This is a genomic window from Pseudomonas sp. MONT-RG-20F-20-E-7-02 (genome assembly GCF_022662395.1).
Classification (GTDB): Bacteria; Pseudomonadota; Gammaproteobacteria; order Pseudomonadales; family Pseudomonadaceae; genus Aquipseudomonas.
Map to the genome: position 1 here is coordinate 332723 of NZ_JAKNQN010000006.1, position 13668 is coordinate 346390.

Genomic DNA, 13668 nt, shown 5'->3' on the forward strand with positions numbered 1-13668 from the left:
GACTATTGTCCCAACTTGAGGCGAGCGGTCTCGCCACTGGTGAACGGCGCTACGTCCACAGGCTGGCCGTTGTAGACCACTTGCGCGCCACGGGCAAAGCCCAGACGCAGCGTCAAAGGAGGCTTGCCGCCTTGGTCAAGCGTATCTCCCTTACGCTTCAAACCGCTGAACAGCACTTTGCCGTTGCCATCGGTGACTTGCGTCCAGCAGTCAGCGATGAAAGTAATCTGGATATGCCCGTCACCGGCGATCAACGCAGGCGTGGTCGGTGGCGAAACCGCTGGCGCTGCCGGAGCGACTGGCGCGGTGGTCGCAGGAGCCTGTGCCGCCGTTGCAGGTGTATGGGCCTGGGCAGTTGGGGCGGCCGGAGTAGCCGGCGCCGGTACGGCGGCGGTAGCAGCCGGCGCAGTGGCGGCTTCGGGTGCTGGCTGCTCGGCAGTGGTCGGCGTCTCAGGCGCGGCCTGACCTTCGACAACGGCCTGGTCTTCCGGCTCATCCAGCGGATGGATCTGGGTGGTGCCGTCGGCGCTTTCGACTTCGACGTGCTCCATGGCGTTGCTGGTCAGGTCCTTGCTGCGCTGGGAGGCCTGGTCTTGCCACCAGACAAAACCACCGCCGATTACGGCGATCAGCAATAACAGGCTGACAATTCGCAAAATCGTGTGGGAAACCCGCACCGGCTCTTCGATGCGACCCAGGCCATGCACATTGCTGCCCTGGGAGTCGGTGCCGGTGAATTGGTCGAATTCCTGTACCAGTACGGTCTGGTCAATGCCCAGCAACTTGGCATAGGCGCGGATATAGCCGCGGGCGAAGGTATGCCCAGGCAGCTTGTCGAACGCGCCGGCTTCCAGGTTGCCCAGCGATGTCGTGGTCAAATTGAGCTTGAGGGCCACTTCTGCCAGCGACCAGCCATTGCTTTCGCGGGCCTGACGCAAGGTCTCGCCTGGGTTTACGCGATTAGCTGCTACAACTTCCGGGTGCGCCGCTTTCATCATTGCTCCGACAGGTATTGCTGATATTCCGGCGTACCGGGATAGAGTCGTTCGAGTTGCTGGCCAAATCGTGCGGCCGTGTCGCGTTCTTCATGAACCGTCGCCAGGCGCACACCGAGCAATAGACTACGTGCATTTTGCCCGCTGAGCAGGCTAAAACGCTCGTAATAGTCACGTGCCGGCACATAATGCCTGTCTTCGTAAGACAACTCAGCCATTTCGAGCAACGCGCGTGGCTGACGACTGTTCAAATGCAGGGCTTTTTCCAGTTGTTGGCGCGCGCTGTCGCGCTGGCCAAGGCGCATCGAGGTGACCCCAAGGTTCTCGAACACCCGCGACCGCTCCGGGTAGAGGGCATCGGCGGAGGCTTGCTGGAAATAACGGGAAGCCTGGTCATAACGTTTCTGCTCGAACAGGAAGCTGCCGTAATTGTTCAGCAGCCGAGGGTCGGCAGGACGCGCGGCCAAGGCCTTGTGGAAATATTCATCGGCCAATGCAGGCTCGGCCTGCGCCTGGAACACCAGGGCCAGCGCCGCATTCGCGTCGGCATCGTCGCCGTCCAGCTCAAGGGCCTTTTTCAACGGCACCTTGGCCTGTTCGCTCATCCCTTGGCGCAGGTAACCCAAGCCCAGTTGCACATAGGCAACTCGCGCCTCATCACGGCCTTTATCAGTGTGCAAAGGGCTGTCGTGGCCCGATGAAACACAACCGGCCACGAGGCCGGTAAACAGTAAAAGCAGCGCAAGGCGCAAGGGCATAGAGATCCTCTCTCAGATTCGATTCACAGCAATCTGCGGCAAATCTTCGGCGGCGTTAAGTTCGCGCACGGCGATATAACGTTCGCTGCGGCGGGTGCGGTCCATCACCTGCCCTACCAATTGGCCACACGCGGCGTCGATGTCCTCACCACGGGTGGTGCGTACGGTGACGTTGTAGCCCGCCTGGTGGAGTTGATCCTGGAAACGGCGGATGGCGTTGTTGCTCGGCCGCTCGTAGCCAGAATGTGGAAACGGGTTAAACGGAATCAGGTTGATCTTGCACGGGGTGTTCTTGAGCAGCTCGATCATCTCGACGGCGTGCTCAACCTTGTCGTTGATGTCCTTGAGCATGGTGTACTCAATGGTCAACACACGCTTCTCACCCAAGGTCGCCATGTAACGCTGGCAAGATTCGAGCAGCATCTTAAGCGGATACTTCTTGTTGATCGGCACCAATTGGTTACGCAATGCGTCATTGGGTGCGTGCAGCGACAACGCCAGGGAGACGTCGATGTGCTTGGCCAGCTCATCGATCATCGGCACCACGCCGGAGGTCGACAGGGTCACACGGCGCTTGGAGATGCCGTAGCCCAGGTCGTCCATCATCAGGTGCATGGCCGCAACCACGTTGTCGAAGTTCAGCAGCGGCTCACCCATGCCCATCATCACCACGTTGGTGATGGCACGGTCGACGGTTGCCGGAACGCTGCCGAAGGATTTGTTGGCAATCCACACCTGGCCGATGACTTCGGCGGCGGTGAGGTTGCTATTGAAGCCTTGCTTGCCGGTGGAGCAGAAACTGCAGTCCAGGGCACAGCCTGCCTGGGACGAAACGCACAAGGTGCCGCGTTTGCCCTGGGGAATGTATACGGTCTCGACGCAGCTGCCGGACGCCACGCGCACCACCCACTTACGGGTGCCGTCGCTGGAGATGTCCTCGCTGACCACTTCGGGGCCACGGACCTCAGCAATGGCCTTGAGCTTGTCGCGCAGGGCCTTGCTGACGTTCGTCATGGCGTCGAAATCGTCGACGCCAAAGTGGTGAATCCACTTCATTACCTGACCGGCACGGAAACGCTTCTCCCCGATTGAGTCGAAGAATTTCTCCATTTCCGGCTGAGTCAGACCCAGCAGGTTGGTTTTTACAGTCGATGTAGTCATGGATTCACCCTCACTCTTTAAGCCGATGCTTAGCGAGCGGTTACTTCAGTAGCAGCGAAAAAGTACGAGATTTCGCGAGCAGCAGCGGCTTCGGAGTCCGAACCGTGAACAGCGTTGGCGTCGATGGACTCAGCGAAGTCAGCACGGATGGTGCCGGCAGCTGCTTCTTTAGGGTTGGTAGCGCCCATCAGCTCGCGGTTCAGAGCGATAGCGTTTTCGCCTTCCAGAACCTGAACAACAACAGGGCCGGAGATCATGAAGGAGACCAGGTCGCCGAAGAAGCCACGAGCGCTGTGCTCAGCGTAGAAGCCTTCAGCTTCAGCTTTGGACAGTTGCTTGAGTTTCGAAGCTACAACCTTCAGGCCGGCTTTTTCGAAACGAGTGGTGATCTCGCCGATGACGTTTTTTGCAACAGCGTCAGGCTTGATGATGGAGAAAGTACGTTGAACAGCCATGGTGTAACTCCAGAAACGGTAATTTACGAAAAATTAAACCCGCGAATTATACGCGGGTTATTGGGTATTGCCTAACTGCGTAAAAAGGCGGCTCAGTCGTCTGCTTCTTCGATCCACAGACCCTGAATCGCTTCCAGAACCTTTTCGCCACCCCGGTCCGGGATATCGTCGAATTCCGGCAGCGCCATTACGAGGTCGCGCAGCTTAACGAAGTTCACGGTAAGAGGATTGACCTCAGGATGAGCTTCAGCAAGTTGTATAGCGATTTCTTGTACATCAACCCATTTCAGGCTCATGACATTTCCTTGAATCAATGCGGCGCTTCGGCTGCATGGTTGAGGGAATATTTCGGAATTTCGACGGTGATGTCTTCAGTCCCAACCTTGGCCTGACAGCTTAGGCGAGAAGTCGCTTCCAGGCCCCAGGCGCGATCCAGAAAGTCCTCTTCCAGCTCATCGGCTTCTTCCAGAGAGTTGAAACCCTCACGAATCACGCAATGGCAGGTGGTGCAGGCGCAGACACCGCCACAGGCACTTTCGATCTCGATGTGGTTGTCATGGGCAACTTCGAGGATGGACTTGCCGGTCTCAGCCTCCACGACCATACCGTCCGGGCAATGCTCGGCGTGTGGCAGAAAAATGACCTGCGGCATTAATTATTCCTCGATTTCATTCAGATTGCGCCCGGCCAGGGCGGCTTTTACCGACTGGTCCATGCGACGGGCGGCAAAAGCATCGGTCACTTGCGACAGACGCTTGGTCTGTTGCTCAATAGCGTAGCCATCGGTGCCTTTCATCAGTTCGGCCAGTTCCTGCATCTGCAGGTCAATAACCATGCGCTCTTCGGCGTCCAACAGGCGCTCGCCGTCAGCATCCAGGGCGCCCTGCACAGCTTCAAGCAGGCGCTGGGCGTCGACTTGCTGCTCGCGCAGTACGCGGGCGACTTTGTCGTCACCGGCATATTGGAACGAATCCTTGAGCATCTTGGCGATTTCGCCGTCGGTCAGGCCATAGGACGGTTTGACCTGAATGCTGGCTTCAACGCCCGAGGCCAATTCACGCGCAGCCACACTGAGCAGGCCATCGGCGTCTACCTGGTAGGTCACGCGAATCTTCGCCGCACCGGCAACCATCGCCGGAATACCGCGCAATTCGAAGCGTGCCAGAGAGCGGCAGTCGCTGATCAGCTCGCGCTCACCTTGCAGCACATGAATCATCATGGCCGTCTGGCCATCTTTATAGGTGGTGAAGTCCTGGGCGCGCGCAACGGGGATGGTGGTGTTGCGGGGAATCACCTTCTCCATCAGGCCGCCCATGGTTTCCAGCCCCAGGGACAGCGGGATCACGTCGAGCAGCAGCAATTCGCCGCCGTCGCGTTTGTTGCCGGCCAATGTGTCGGCCTGGATCGCGGCGCCAATGGCGACCACTTGATCCGGGTCGATTTCGGTCAGCGGCTGGCGACCAAAGGCTTCACCAACGGCTTCGCGAACCCGTGGGACGCGCGTCGAACCGCCGACCATGACCACGGCGGCCACGTCTTCCAGCTCTACGCCGGAATCGCGCACGGCACGGCGGCAGGCTTTCAGGCTGCGGGCAACCATTGGCTCGATCAGCGCATCGAAGGCTTCACGGGTCAGTTGAGCCGACCAGGAACCGTAGGAAACATCGACAGCATTGGCGTCAGTCAGCGCTTCTTTGGCCGCACAGGCGGTTTGCAGCAGGTTGCGCTGCTCGCCCGGGTCCAAATCAGCAGACAAACCGGCGCTGGTGATAATCCAGCCGGCAATCGCGTGGTCGAAGTCATCACCGCCCAAGGCGGTATCGCCACCGGTGGCCAGCACTTCGAACACACCGCCGGTCAGGCGCAGGATCGAAATATCGAAGGTGCCGCCGCCCAGGTCATAAATAGCAACCAGGCCTTCAGCGTGCTGATCCAGCCCGTAAGCCACTGCGGCCGCCGTCGGTTCGTTGAGCAGGCGCAGCACGTTCAGACCGGCGAGCTTCGCCGCGTCTTTGGTGGCCTGGCGCTGTGCGTCGTCGAAATACGCAGGAACAGTAATCACCGCGCCGACCAGTTCGCCGCCCAAGGTCTTTTCCGCACGCTGGCGCAGCACCTTGAGGATATCGGCCGACACTTCCACCGGGCTTTTAGGGCCTTGGACGGTGTCGATAAACGGCATGTGGGATTCGCCGCCGACAAAGCGGTACGGCAGCTGGTCGCCCAATTGCTTGACGTCGGACAGACCACGACCCATCAAGCGCTTGACCGACAGCACCGTATTCAAAGGATCGGTAGACGCCGCCAGCTTGGCCGCCTCGCCGACTTCGGTGCGATCAGCGTGATAGCGCACGGCGGACGGCAGGATAACCTGGCCATCGGCGTCGGGCAGTGGCTCGGACAGGCCGCTGCGCAAGGCAGCAACCAGGGAATTGGTAGTGCCCAAGTCAATCCCGACCGCCAGGCGACGCTGGTGCGGTTGAGGGCTTTGGCCGGGTTCGGCGATCTGCAGTAGAGCCATGGTAATCAGGTCTTATCTGTCTATCAGGCGTGCACGGGCAGCACTGGGTTAATCGTCGAGGCGCTCTTCTAGCTGGCGCACTTCGTAGGTGAGCTTGTCGAGGAACTGCATGCGCCGCATCAGGCGCTCGGCCTGTTCACGTTGCGCTGCATCATCCCAACAGGCTGCGAAGCTTTCGTTGAGCTCATCCTGGGCCACTTTCAGACGGCGCTTGAAGACTGCGACACCGTCCACATCGGCCTCGTCCTGCAAATCTTCGAGTTCTTCGCGCCACTGCATCTGCTGCATCAGGAAGTCCGGGTCGTGCACCGTGACTTCAATCGGCAACTCGCCACCGTTCATCGCGAGCAGGTAGCGCGCGCGTTTAGGCGGATTTTTCAGCGTCTGATAGGCTTCGTTGAGGCTGGCTGATCGCTCCAGCGCCAAGCGTTGCTCACGCTCGGAAGCGTCAGCAAAGCGGTCCGGATGCACCCCACGCGCCAACTCTCGGTAGCGCGTGGCAAGCTGCTCGAGGTCCAGCCGAAAGCTCGGCTGCAGCTCGAATAAAGCGAAATGACAAGGAGTACCCACGAATAGCCTCAGATGTTGAAGCTTTCGCCGCAGCCACATTCACCGCGCACGTTGGGGTTGTTGAACTTGAAGCCTTCGTTCAACCCTTCCTTGACGAAATCGAGCTCGGTGCCGTCCAGGTAGGTCAGGCTTTTAGGGTCGATGATCACTTTCTCGCCGTGACTTTCGAACACCTGGTCTTCCGCAACCACCTCGTCGACAAACTCCAGCACGTAGGCAAGGCCGGAACAGCCCGTGGTGCGAACACCCAGACGAATCCCCTCACCTTTACCGCGCCCATTCAGGGAGCGGCGAATGTGCTGCGCAGCCGCTTCTGTCATGCTGATAGCCATCGTTGACTCCTTACTCGTCGCCAAATGCTTAGATCAAGCCTTTCTTCTGCTTGTAGTCGCGAACGGCCGCCTTGATGGCGTCTTCTGCGAGTACCGAGCAGTGAATTTTCACTGGCGGCAGGGCCAGTTCTTCAGCCAGCTGGGTGTTGCTGATGGTGACAGCCTCATCCAGGGTCTTGCCTTTCATCCACTCGGTGGCGAGGGAGCTGGAGGCAATGGCGGAACCGCAGCCGTAAGTCTTGAACTTGGCGTCTTCGATAACGCCAGCGTCGTTGACCTTGATCTGCAGGCGCATAACGTCGCCGCACGCCGGAGCGCCGACCATGCCAGTGCCGACATCAGGGTCTTCCGCGTTCATCTTGCCGACGTTGCGCGGGTTTTCGTAGTGGTCGATGACCTTTTCGCTGTAAGCCATGGTACTGAATCCTCACTCATCAGGGCCGCTCTGGAACCCTGTAAAAACGCCTGCGTTTTCCGCCACGTTCTTACAGAGCTTGGGTGGCGGCTTCTATAGTTAGTGTGCCGCCCACTCGATCTTGGAAATATCGACACCGTCTTTGTACATGTCCCACAGCGGCGACAGAACGCGCAGCTTGTTGACGGCTTCGCAGACTTTCTGCGCGGCGTAGTCGACTTGCTCTTCGGTGGTGAAGCGGCCGAACGTAAAGCGGATCGAGCTGTGTGCCAGTTCGTCGTTGCGGCCCAGGGCGCGCAGCACGTACGAAGGCTCAAGCGAGGCCGAGGTGCAGGCCGAACCGGACGAAACCGCCAGGTCCTTGAGTGCCATGATCAGCGACTCGCCTTCGACATAGTTGAAGCTCAAATTCAGGTTGTGCGGTACACGGGCGGTCATGCTGCCGTTGATGTACAGCTCTTCAAGGTTCTCGACCTGCTTGTAGAAGCGATCGCTGAGGGCCTTGATGCGGATGTTTTCGGCGGCCATGTCTTCCTTGGCTACACGGAAGGCTTCGCCCATGCCAACGATCTGGTGGGTCGCCAGGGTGCCGGAACGCATGCCACGCTCATGACCGCCGCCGTGCATGGTGGCTTCGATACGTACGCGCGGCTTGCGGCTGACGTAGAGGGCACCAATGCCTTTAGGGCCGTAAGTCTTGTGGGCAGAGAACGACATCAGGTCGACTTTCAGCTTCGACAGGTCGATGTCGACCTTGCCGGTGGACTGCGCCGCGTCAACATGCAGCAGGATGCCCTTGGAACGGGTCAACTCGCCGATGGCCGCGATGTCGTTGATGGTGCCGATTTCGTTGTTCACGTGAATCACGGAAACCAGGATGGTGTCTTCACGCAGCGCGGCTTCGATCATGGCCGGGGTGACGATACCGTCGGTGGTTGGCTCGAGGTAGGTGACCTCGAAACCTTCACGCTCCAGTTGGCGCATGGTGTCGAGGACAGCCTTGTGCTCAATCTTGGTGGTGATCAGGTGTTTGCCTTTGGTCGCGTAGAAATGCGCCGCGCCCTTGATTGCCAGGTTGTCGGACTCGGTAGCACCAGAGGTCCAGACGATTTCGCGCGGGTCTGCGCCCACCAGGTCAGCGACTTGGCGACGAGCGTTCTCGACCGCTTCCTCGGCTTTCCAGCCGAACACGTGGGAACGGGAGGCTGGGTTGCCGAAGTTTCCGTCAACCAGCAGGCATTCGCTCATCTTTTGCGCGACACGCGGATCAACCGGGGTGGTCGCTGAGTAATCAAGGTAAATCGGCAATTTCATGGACTTTCTCCTAAATCAGGCTGGCTGGCGTGCCGTTAGCTCTGCGGCTGTCACTCGACGGCGGACGCTTCGATCTTGTCCAGACGCGGCGCCTTGGTGTTGCAACGGCGCTGGTCCTGACGCTGGGCTACTTCTTGCACCTCACGGCGAGTCACAAGATCAGCCAAGCTGATACCACTCAAAAACTCATGGATCTGCAGGCTCAAGTCACACCACAAGTGGTGTGTCAGGCAGGTGTCGCCGGCGTGGCAATCACCCAAACCCTGGCATTTGGTGGCATCGACGGATTCGTTCACCGCGTCGATCACCTGGGCTACCTGGATACCCTGCATGTCGCGGGACAGTTGGTAGCCGCCACCCGGCCCACGGACGCTGGAAACCAGGTTGCTACGGCGCAACTTGGCGAACAGCTGTTCGAGGTAGGACAGGGAAATGCCTTGGCGCTCGGAGATATCGGCCAGGGACACCGGCCCAGTTTGCGCGTGCAAGGCCAGATCCAGCATGGCGGTTACCGCGTATCGGCCTTTTGTAGTCAGTCTCATGGACAAGTACCAAGGTGTTTCAGAATGGGAGCAAGTATGCGATTCCCGAGTATTTAAGTCAACTATAAGACCTAGTACTTTAGTCAGGATTACCCGTAAAAAGGGCGCGCGAATCATAGCAGGGTGGGGTGGGATCGAACAGCAGGAACAAGGCCACGACTCAATCTCAAGACCAATGGAGATCAAATGTGGGAGCTGGCTTGCCTGCGATTGCGGCGGGTCAGCCACTCAAAGGGTGGCTGGCGGACCGCTATCGCAGGCAAGCCAGCTCCCACAGGCGTTTTTTTACCGACTTTAAGAGCTAGCCAGCCTTGGTGGCGGTTTCGTTCTTGATCTCGGCGAAGTCTTCTTCGCGCAGCTCAGGCAGATCTTTCGCACAGTAGCTGCTGCCCAGCTCTTTCAGCGCACCACACATGCCATCCAGCTTGCCGTCGACCGCTTGCAAGTGGTCAAGCAACTGCCCAATGGCACGCGCCACAGGGTCGGGCATGTCTTCGCTGACGCCGTAGGCATCGAAGCCGATCTTTTCGGCCATGGCCTTGCGCTTGGCTTCCTGCTCGTCGCCTGCTTCCGGCTTGACGATAATGCGCCCCGGAATACCTACAACGGTGGCGCCAGGCGGCACTGCCTTGGTCACTACAGCATTCGAGCCGACTTTGGCACCGGCGCCGACGGTAAATGGACCAAGCACCTTGGCGCCCGCCCCCACCACCACGCCGTCACCCAGGGTTGGATGGCGCTTGCCTTTGTTCCAACTGGTGCCGCCCAGGGTCACGCCCTGATACAGCGTCACATCGTCACCGATCTCAGCGGTCTCGCCAATCACGATGCCCATGCCATGGTCGATAAAGAAGCGACGCCCCACCTTGGCCCCCGGATGAATCTCGATCCCGGTCAGCCAGCGGCCGAAGTTCGACACCAGCCGCGCCACCCATTTCCAGCCCATACCCCATAAGGCGCCGGACAGACGATGGATCCAGATCGCGTGCATGCCGGGGTAGCAGGTCAGCACTTCAAAGGCGTTGCGCGCCGCCGGGTCACGGTGGAAAACACTCTGGATATCTTCTCGCAAACGCTCGAACATTTTTAATCCTTCCGCTTAAGAAGCTCGCCACGGGCCGCTTTTTGGGTTTCCGTGAGGATGCCACGCAATATATTCATTTCCGCTCGGCTCACCGAGCTGCGCCCGTACAGGCGACGCAGGCGCGCCATCAAGTGCCGTGGTTTTTCCGGATCAAGGAATTCAATGGCCACCAGGGTTTGCTCCAGGTGTTCATAGAATCGCTCGAGCTCGTCCATGGTGGCTAACTCGCCACTTTTGGTCGAGGCAACTTCATCCTTTTCAACCTTGCTCGGCTGACCTTCAGCGGCCAGCCAGGCCATGCGCACTTCATAACTCAACACCTGCACCGCCGCCCCCAGGTTCAGCGAGCTGAACTCAGGGTCTGATGGAATGTGCACATGGTAATGACATCGCTGCAGCTCTTCATTGGTCAGGCCGGAATCTTCACGGCCAAATACCAGGGCAATTTCAGCACCGCCGGCGGCCTCTTCCACCACCTTGGTGCCGCACTCGCGCGGATCCAGCAGTGGCCAGGGGATGCGCCGGTCACGGGCGCTGGTACCGAGCACCAGATTGCAGCCGACCAAGGCGTCTTCCAATGTGGCGACGACCTGGGCTTTTTCCAGGATGTCATTGGCGCCGGATGCGCGGGCATCGGCCTCGTGGTGCGGGAACACGCGCGGTTCGACCAGCACCAGGCGCGTCAGCCCCATGTTTTTCATGGCTCGCGCCACCCCGCCGATGTTGCCGGGATGACTGGTATTGACCAAGACGACACGAATGTTTTGCAGCAAGGGAGGCGCTCTCGGACACGGGAAAGGGGAGCAAATCTTACAGAACAGCCTAAGGTTATGCCATGAAAGCTAACGTCGTCCTTCACCTGAAGAAAGTTTCTGCTAGAATGCTCGGCTTTCTTTAACAACCTTAGGTGACACATCCATGCAGCCCATGCTGAATATCGCGCTGCGCGCCGCCCGCAGCGCCAGTGAATTGATCTTCCGCTCCATCGAGCGCCTGGATACCATTAAGGTCGACGAAAAAGACGCCAAGGATTATGTATCCGAGGTGGATCGCGCCGCCGAACAGAAAATCATCGACGCCCTGCGCAAGGCCTACCCTACCCACGGCATCCTCGGTGAAGAAACCGGCTTGCACAAAGGCAGCGGCGAAGGCGAAGACTACCTGTGGATCATCGACCCACTGGACGGCACCACCAACTTCCTGCGCGGCATCCCACACTTCGCTGTGAGCATTGCCTGCAAATACCGTGGCCGCCTGGAACACGCTGTTGTGCTGGACCCGGTTCGCCAGGAAGAATTTACCGCCAGCCGTGGCCGTGGCGCCCAGCTGAACGGTCGTCGCCTACGCGTAAGCGGCCGCACCAGCCTCGACGGCGCCCTGCTGGGCACTGGCTTCCCGTTCCGTGACGACCAGATGGACAACCTGGAAAACTACCTGGGCATGTTCCGCGCTCTGGTTGGCCAGACCGCTGGCATCCGTCGCGCTGGCGCGGCAAGCCTGGACCTGGCTTACGTAGCCGCCGGTCGCTTCGATGCGTTCTGGGAGTCGGGCCTGTCCGAGTGGGACATGGCTGCAGGCGCCCTGCTGATCCAGGAAGCAGGCGGCCTGGTGAGCGACTTCACCGGTGGTCACGACTTCCTTGAGAAAGGCCACGTGGTTGCCGGCAACACCAAATGCTTCAAGGCAGTACTGACGGCGATCCAGCCGCACCTGCCGGCTTCGCTGAAGCGTTAAGCGAGCGAGCACAAAAAAAGCACCCCGAGGGGTGCTTTTTTTATGCCTGGGATTTGGGTAAACCCAATCCCACTGACTCAAACACAATCTAATGTGGGAGCTGGCTTGCCTGCGATAGCGGCCTGCCAGCCAGCTGATTAGCTCCTGACCCACCGCTATCGCCGGCAAGCCAGCTCCCACATTTAGACCGAAGCCAGGCTTTGGATTTACTGCTGGTTCTGGCCCAGAATCAAACGACCTTCCTTGTCGACTGGAATCTGACCACCTGGATCACGGTCCATACGCACCGAACCTTCTTTACCATCCAGGGTGTACCGCACGTCATAGCCGACAACCTTGTCGCTGATGTCGTTGACGGTGTTACAACGGGTTTGCGTGGTGGTGTAGGTATCGCGGTTCTGCATGCCTTCCTGAACCTTGTTACCGGCGTAACCGCCACCGACCGCACCGGCTACCGTAGCCAGCTTCTTGCCATTACCGCCACCGACCTGGTTACCCAACAGGCCACCAGCCAGCGCACCGACCACGGTGCCGACGATTTGGTGTTGATCCTGCACCGGCTTCTGCCGGGTTACGGCGACGTCTTTGCAGACTTCGCGCGGGGTTTTAATCTGGGTTTTCACCGGCTGTACCGCCAGCACTTGCGCATACTCAGGGCCGCTTTTTACCAGGCTGTAGGTGGCAACAGCACCCCCGGCAGTCACACCGACAGCACCCAATACCGCACCAACCAGCAACGACTTGTTCACGTTGAACCTCCTGACCATCACAAACGGACCGAACGATCCGCGCTATACCCAGCCTTGGAGCAAAAAAAAAGGCGCGAGTTCAATACTCGCGCCTTCTTTGTAACAGCGTGTCAACAAACGCCCATCAAGGGCGGTCGTCGACCTCCTTGCCGGTAGCGGCAGGAGGGATCAAGTCTTCGCTGTTGAGGTTCAGCCAAATCAGCACCACGTTGGCGATGTAGATCGACGAGTAGGTGCCCGCCAGAACGCCGATGAACAGCGCCAGGGAGAAGCCCCACAGGTTGTCGCCACCGAAGATCATCAGCGCCGCAATCGCCAGCAAGGTGGAGATTGAGGTCGCCATGGTCCGCAGCAGGGTCTGGGTCGTGGAAACGTTGATATTCTCGATCAGCGACGCCTTGCGCAGTACGCGGAAGTTCTCACGAACCCGGTCGAATACCACGATGGTGTCGTTGAGCGAGTAACCAATGATCGCCAGCACCGCCGCCAATACCGTCAGGTCGAAGGTGATCTGGAAGTACGCGAGGATACCCACGGTCACGATCACGTCGTGGATCAGCGACACAATGGCGCCGACGCCGAACTTCCACTGAAAGCGGAACGCCAGGTAAATCATGATGCCGGCCAGCGCCATCAGCATGCCAAGGCCGCCCTGGTCGCGCAGCTCTTCACCCACCTGCGGGCCGACGAACTCAACGCGCTTGACCGACGCCGGGTTGTCGCCGCCGACCTTCTGCAAGGCCTCGGCTACCTGGTGACCCAGTTGCGGGTCTTCGCCAGGCATACGCACCAGCAGGTCGGTGGTGGCACCGAAGCTCTGCACGATGGCTTCGTGATAGCCGGCCTTGACCAGCTCGTTGCGCACCAGGGTCACGTCGGCGGGCTTCTCGTAGGTCAGCTCGATGAGCGTACCGCCGGTGAAGTCCAGGCCGTAGTTCAGGCCCTTATGGAACCAGCTGAACAACGCCAGAACGGTGAGCACCATGGTGAAGCCGAACGCAACGTTGCGAACGCCCATGAAGTTGATTGTACGTAACATGG

The 13668-nt window shown here is 59.3% G+C and carries 17 protein-coding genes; 1 reads left to right on the forward strand and 16 read right to left on the reverse strand.

All coding sequences use genetic code 11. The annotated features are described in order from the left end of the window. Positions 1 to 2: 2 nt before the first annotated feature. The 14 genes from L8I05_RS19355 to trmJ all read right to left on the reverse strand — a co-directional run bounded on the left by L8I05_RS19355 (position 3) and on the right by trmJ (position 10917). Complete coding sequence (locus tag L8I05_RS19355; protein WP_242171036.1) at positions 3 to 995, reverse strand: RodZ family helix-turn-helix domain-containing protein; 993 nt, start codon at positions 993 to 995, stop codon at positions 3 to 5. Continuing rightward, complete coding sequence (gene pilW, locus L8I05_RS19360) at positions 995 to 1753, reverse strand: type IV pilus biogenesis/stability protein PilW (protein ID WP_177017090.1); 759 nt, start codon at positions 1751 to 1753, stop codon at positions 995 to 997. The genes L8I05_RS19355 and pilW overlap by 1 nt, the downstream gene beginning before the upstream one ends. Before the next feature lie 12 nt (positions 1754 to 1765). Continuing rightward, on the reverse strand, positions 1766 to 2914 hold the full coding sequence (gene rlmN, locus L8I05_RS19365) for a 23S rRNA (adenine(2503)-C(2))-methyltransferase RlmN (protein ID WP_177017091.1): 1149 nt from the start codon (positions 2912 to 2914) through the stop codon (positions 1766 to 1768). Between the two features lie 29 nt (positions 2915 to 2943). Beyond that, entirely contained in the window at positions 2944 to 3369 is a 426-nt protein-coding gene (gene ndk / locus L8I05_RS19370; protein ID WP_083356869.1) for a nucleoside-diphosphate kinase, read from the reverse strand. A 92-nt stretch (positions 3370 to 3461) separates the two neighbouring features. Further along, positions 3462 to 3665, reverse strand: a complete 204-nt coding sequence (gene iscX, locus L8I05_RS19375; RefSeq protein ID WP_017135947.1) for a Fe-S cluster assembly protein IscX — start codon at positions 3663 to 3665, stop codon at positions 3462 to 3464. Between the two features lie 14 nt (positions 3666 to 3679). Next, complete coding sequence (gene fdx, locus L8I05_RS19380; RefSeq protein WP_015885743.1) at positions 3680 to 4021, reverse strand: ISC system 2Fe-2S type ferredoxin; 342 nt, start codon at positions 4019 to 4021, stop codon at positions 3680 to 3682. Positions 4022 to 4024: 3 nt separating this feature from the next. Beyond that, entirely contained in the window at positions 4025 to 5887 is a 1863-nt protein-coding gene (gene hscA / locus L8I05_RS19385; protein ID WP_242171037.1) for a Fe-S protein assembly chaperone HscA, read from the reverse strand. 48 nt (positions 5888 to 5935) lie between these two features. Then, positions 5936 to 6457 (reverse strand): co-chaperone HscB, encoded by a 522-nt coding sequence (gene hscB, locus L8I05_RS19390; protein WP_242171038.1) that lies wholly within the window; start codon positions 6455 to 6457, stop codon positions 5936 to 5938. 8 nt (positions 6458 to 6465) lie between these two features. Continuing rightward, entirely contained in the window at positions 6466 to 6789 is a 324-nt protein-coding gene (iscA, locus tag L8I05_RS19395) for an iron-sulfur cluster assembly protein IscA (protein ID WP_003175963.1), read from the reverse strand. A 28-nt stretch (positions 6790 to 6817) separates the two neighbouring features. Continuing rightward, entirely contained in the window at positions 6818 to 7204 is a 387-nt protein-coding gene (iscU, locus tag L8I05_RS19400) for a Fe-S cluster assembly scaffold IscU (RefSeq protein ID WP_003175965.1), read from the reverse strand. Positions 7205 to 7303: 99 nt separating this feature from the next. Then, entirely contained in the window at positions 7304 to 8518 is a 1215-nt protein-coding gene (locus L8I05_RS19405; protein WP_017135944.1) for an IscS subfamily cysteine desulfurase, read from the reverse strand. Between the two features lie 50 nt (positions 8519 to 8568). Beyond that, complete coding sequence (gene iscR / locus L8I05_RS19410; protein WP_003194020.1) at positions 8569 to 9060, reverse strand: Fe-S cluster assembly transcriptional regulator IscR; 492 nt, start codon at positions 9058 to 9060, stop codon at positions 8569 to 8571. Between the two features lie 301 nt (positions 9061 to 9361). Next, positions 9362 to 10144, reverse strand: a complete 783-nt coding sequence (gene cysE, locus L8I05_RS19415) for a serine O-acetyltransferase (RefSeq protein ID WP_242171039.1) — start codon at positions 10142 to 10144, stop codon at positions 9362 to 9364. A gap of 2 nt (positions 10145 to 10146) precedes the next feature. After that, the gene (gene trmJ, locus L8I05_RS19420; RefSeq protein ID WP_003210307.1) at positions 10147 to 10917 is read right to left on the reverse strand and encodes a tRNA (cytosine(32)/uridine(32)-2'-O)-methyltransferase TrmJ; all 771 of its coding nucleotides are present in this window, start codon (positions 10915 to 10917) and stop codon (positions 10147 to 10149) included. A gap of 145 nt (positions 10918 to 11062) precedes the next feature. Here trmJ and suhB point away from each other — a divergent pair, with 145 nt between their 5' ends. Beyond that, positions 11063 to 11878, forward strand: a complete 816-nt coding sequence (suhB, locus tag L8I05_RS19425) for an inositol-phosphate phosphatase (RefSeq protein WP_003175971.1) — start codon at positions 11063 to 11065, stop codon at positions 11876 to 11878. Positions 11879 to 12084: 206 nt separating this feature from the next. On the opposite strand, the gene L8I05_RS19430 is transcribed toward suhB, so the two are convergent. Both L8I05_RS19430 and secF read right to left on the reverse strand, forming a co-directional pair. After that, on the reverse strand, positions 12085 to 12627 hold the full coding sequence (locus tag L8I05_RS19430; protein ID WP_053257883.1) for a glycine zipper 2TM domain-containing protein: 543 nt from the start codon (positions 12625 to 12627) through the stop codon (positions 12085 to 12087). 124 nt (positions 12628 to 12751) lie between these two features. Further along, a complete protein-coding gene (secF, locus tag L8I05_RS19435; RefSeq protein ID WP_159959679.1) occupies positions 12752 to 13666 on the reverse strand; it encodes a protein translocase subunit SecF in 915 nt (304 codons plus the stop codon). Positions 13667 to 13668: the final 2 nt, after the last annotated feature.

What these genes read in the sequence shown, in the direction of transcription:
- iscX (WP_017135947.1), bottom strand. Translation starts at nt 3,665, where the DNA reads ATGAGCCTGAAATGGGTTGATGTACAAGAAATCGCTATACAACTTGCT.
- hscA (WP_242171037.1), bottom strand. Translation starts at nt 5,887, where the DNA reads ATGGCTCTACTGCAGATCGCCGAACCCGGCCAAAGCCCTCAACCGCAC.
- fdx (WP_015885743.1), bottom strand. Translation starts at nt 4,021, where the DNA reads ATGCCGCAGGTCATTTTTCTGCCACACGCCGAGCATTGCCCGGACGGT.
- L8I05_RS19355 (WP_242171036.1), bottom strand. Translation starts at nt 995, where the DNA reads ATGAAAGCGGCGCACCCGGAAGTTGTAGCAGCTAATCGCGTAAACCCA.
- L8I05_RS19405 (WP_017135944.1), bottom strand. Translation starts at nt 8,518, where the DNA reads ATGAAATTGCCGATTTACCTTGATTACTCAGCGACCACCCCGGTTGAT.
- pilW (WP_177017090.1), bottom strand. Translation starts at nt 1,753, where the DNA reads ATGCCCTTGCGCCTTGCGCTGCTTTTACTGTTTACCGGCCTCGTGGCC.
- suhB (WP_003175971.1), top strand. Translation starts at nt 11,063, where the DNA reads ATGCAGCCCATGCTGAATATCGCGCTGCGCGCCGCCCGCAGCGCCAGT.
- rlmN (WP_177017091.1), bottom strand. Translation starts at nt 2,914, where the DNA reads ATGACTACATCGACTGTAAAAACCAACCTGCTGGGTCTGACTCAGCCG.
- ndk (WP_083356869.1), bottom strand. Translation starts at nt 3,369, where the DNA reads ATGGCTGTTCAACGTACTTTCTCCATCATCAAGCCTGACGCTGTTGCA.
- iscR (WP_003194020.1), bottom strand. Translation starts at nt 9,060, where the DNA reads ATGAGACTGACTACAAAAGGCCGATACGCGGTAACCGCCATGCTGGAT.
- secF (WP_159959679.1), bottom strand. Translation starts at nt 13,666, where the DNA reads ATGTTACGTACAATCAACTTCATGGGCGTTCGCAACGTTGCGTTCGGC.
- iscA (WP_003175963.1), bottom strand. Translation starts at nt 6,789, where the DNA reads ATGGCTATCAGCATGACAGAAGCGGCTGCGCAGCACATTCGCCGCTCC.
- cysE (WP_242171039.1), bottom strand. Translation starts at nt 10,144, where the DNA reads ATGTTCGAGCGTTTGCGAGAAGATATCCAGAGTGTTTTCCACCGTGAC.
- iscU (WP_003175965.1), bottom strand. Translation starts at nt 7,204, where the DNA reads ATGGCTTACAGCGAAAAGGTCATCGACCACTACGAAAACCCGCGCAAC.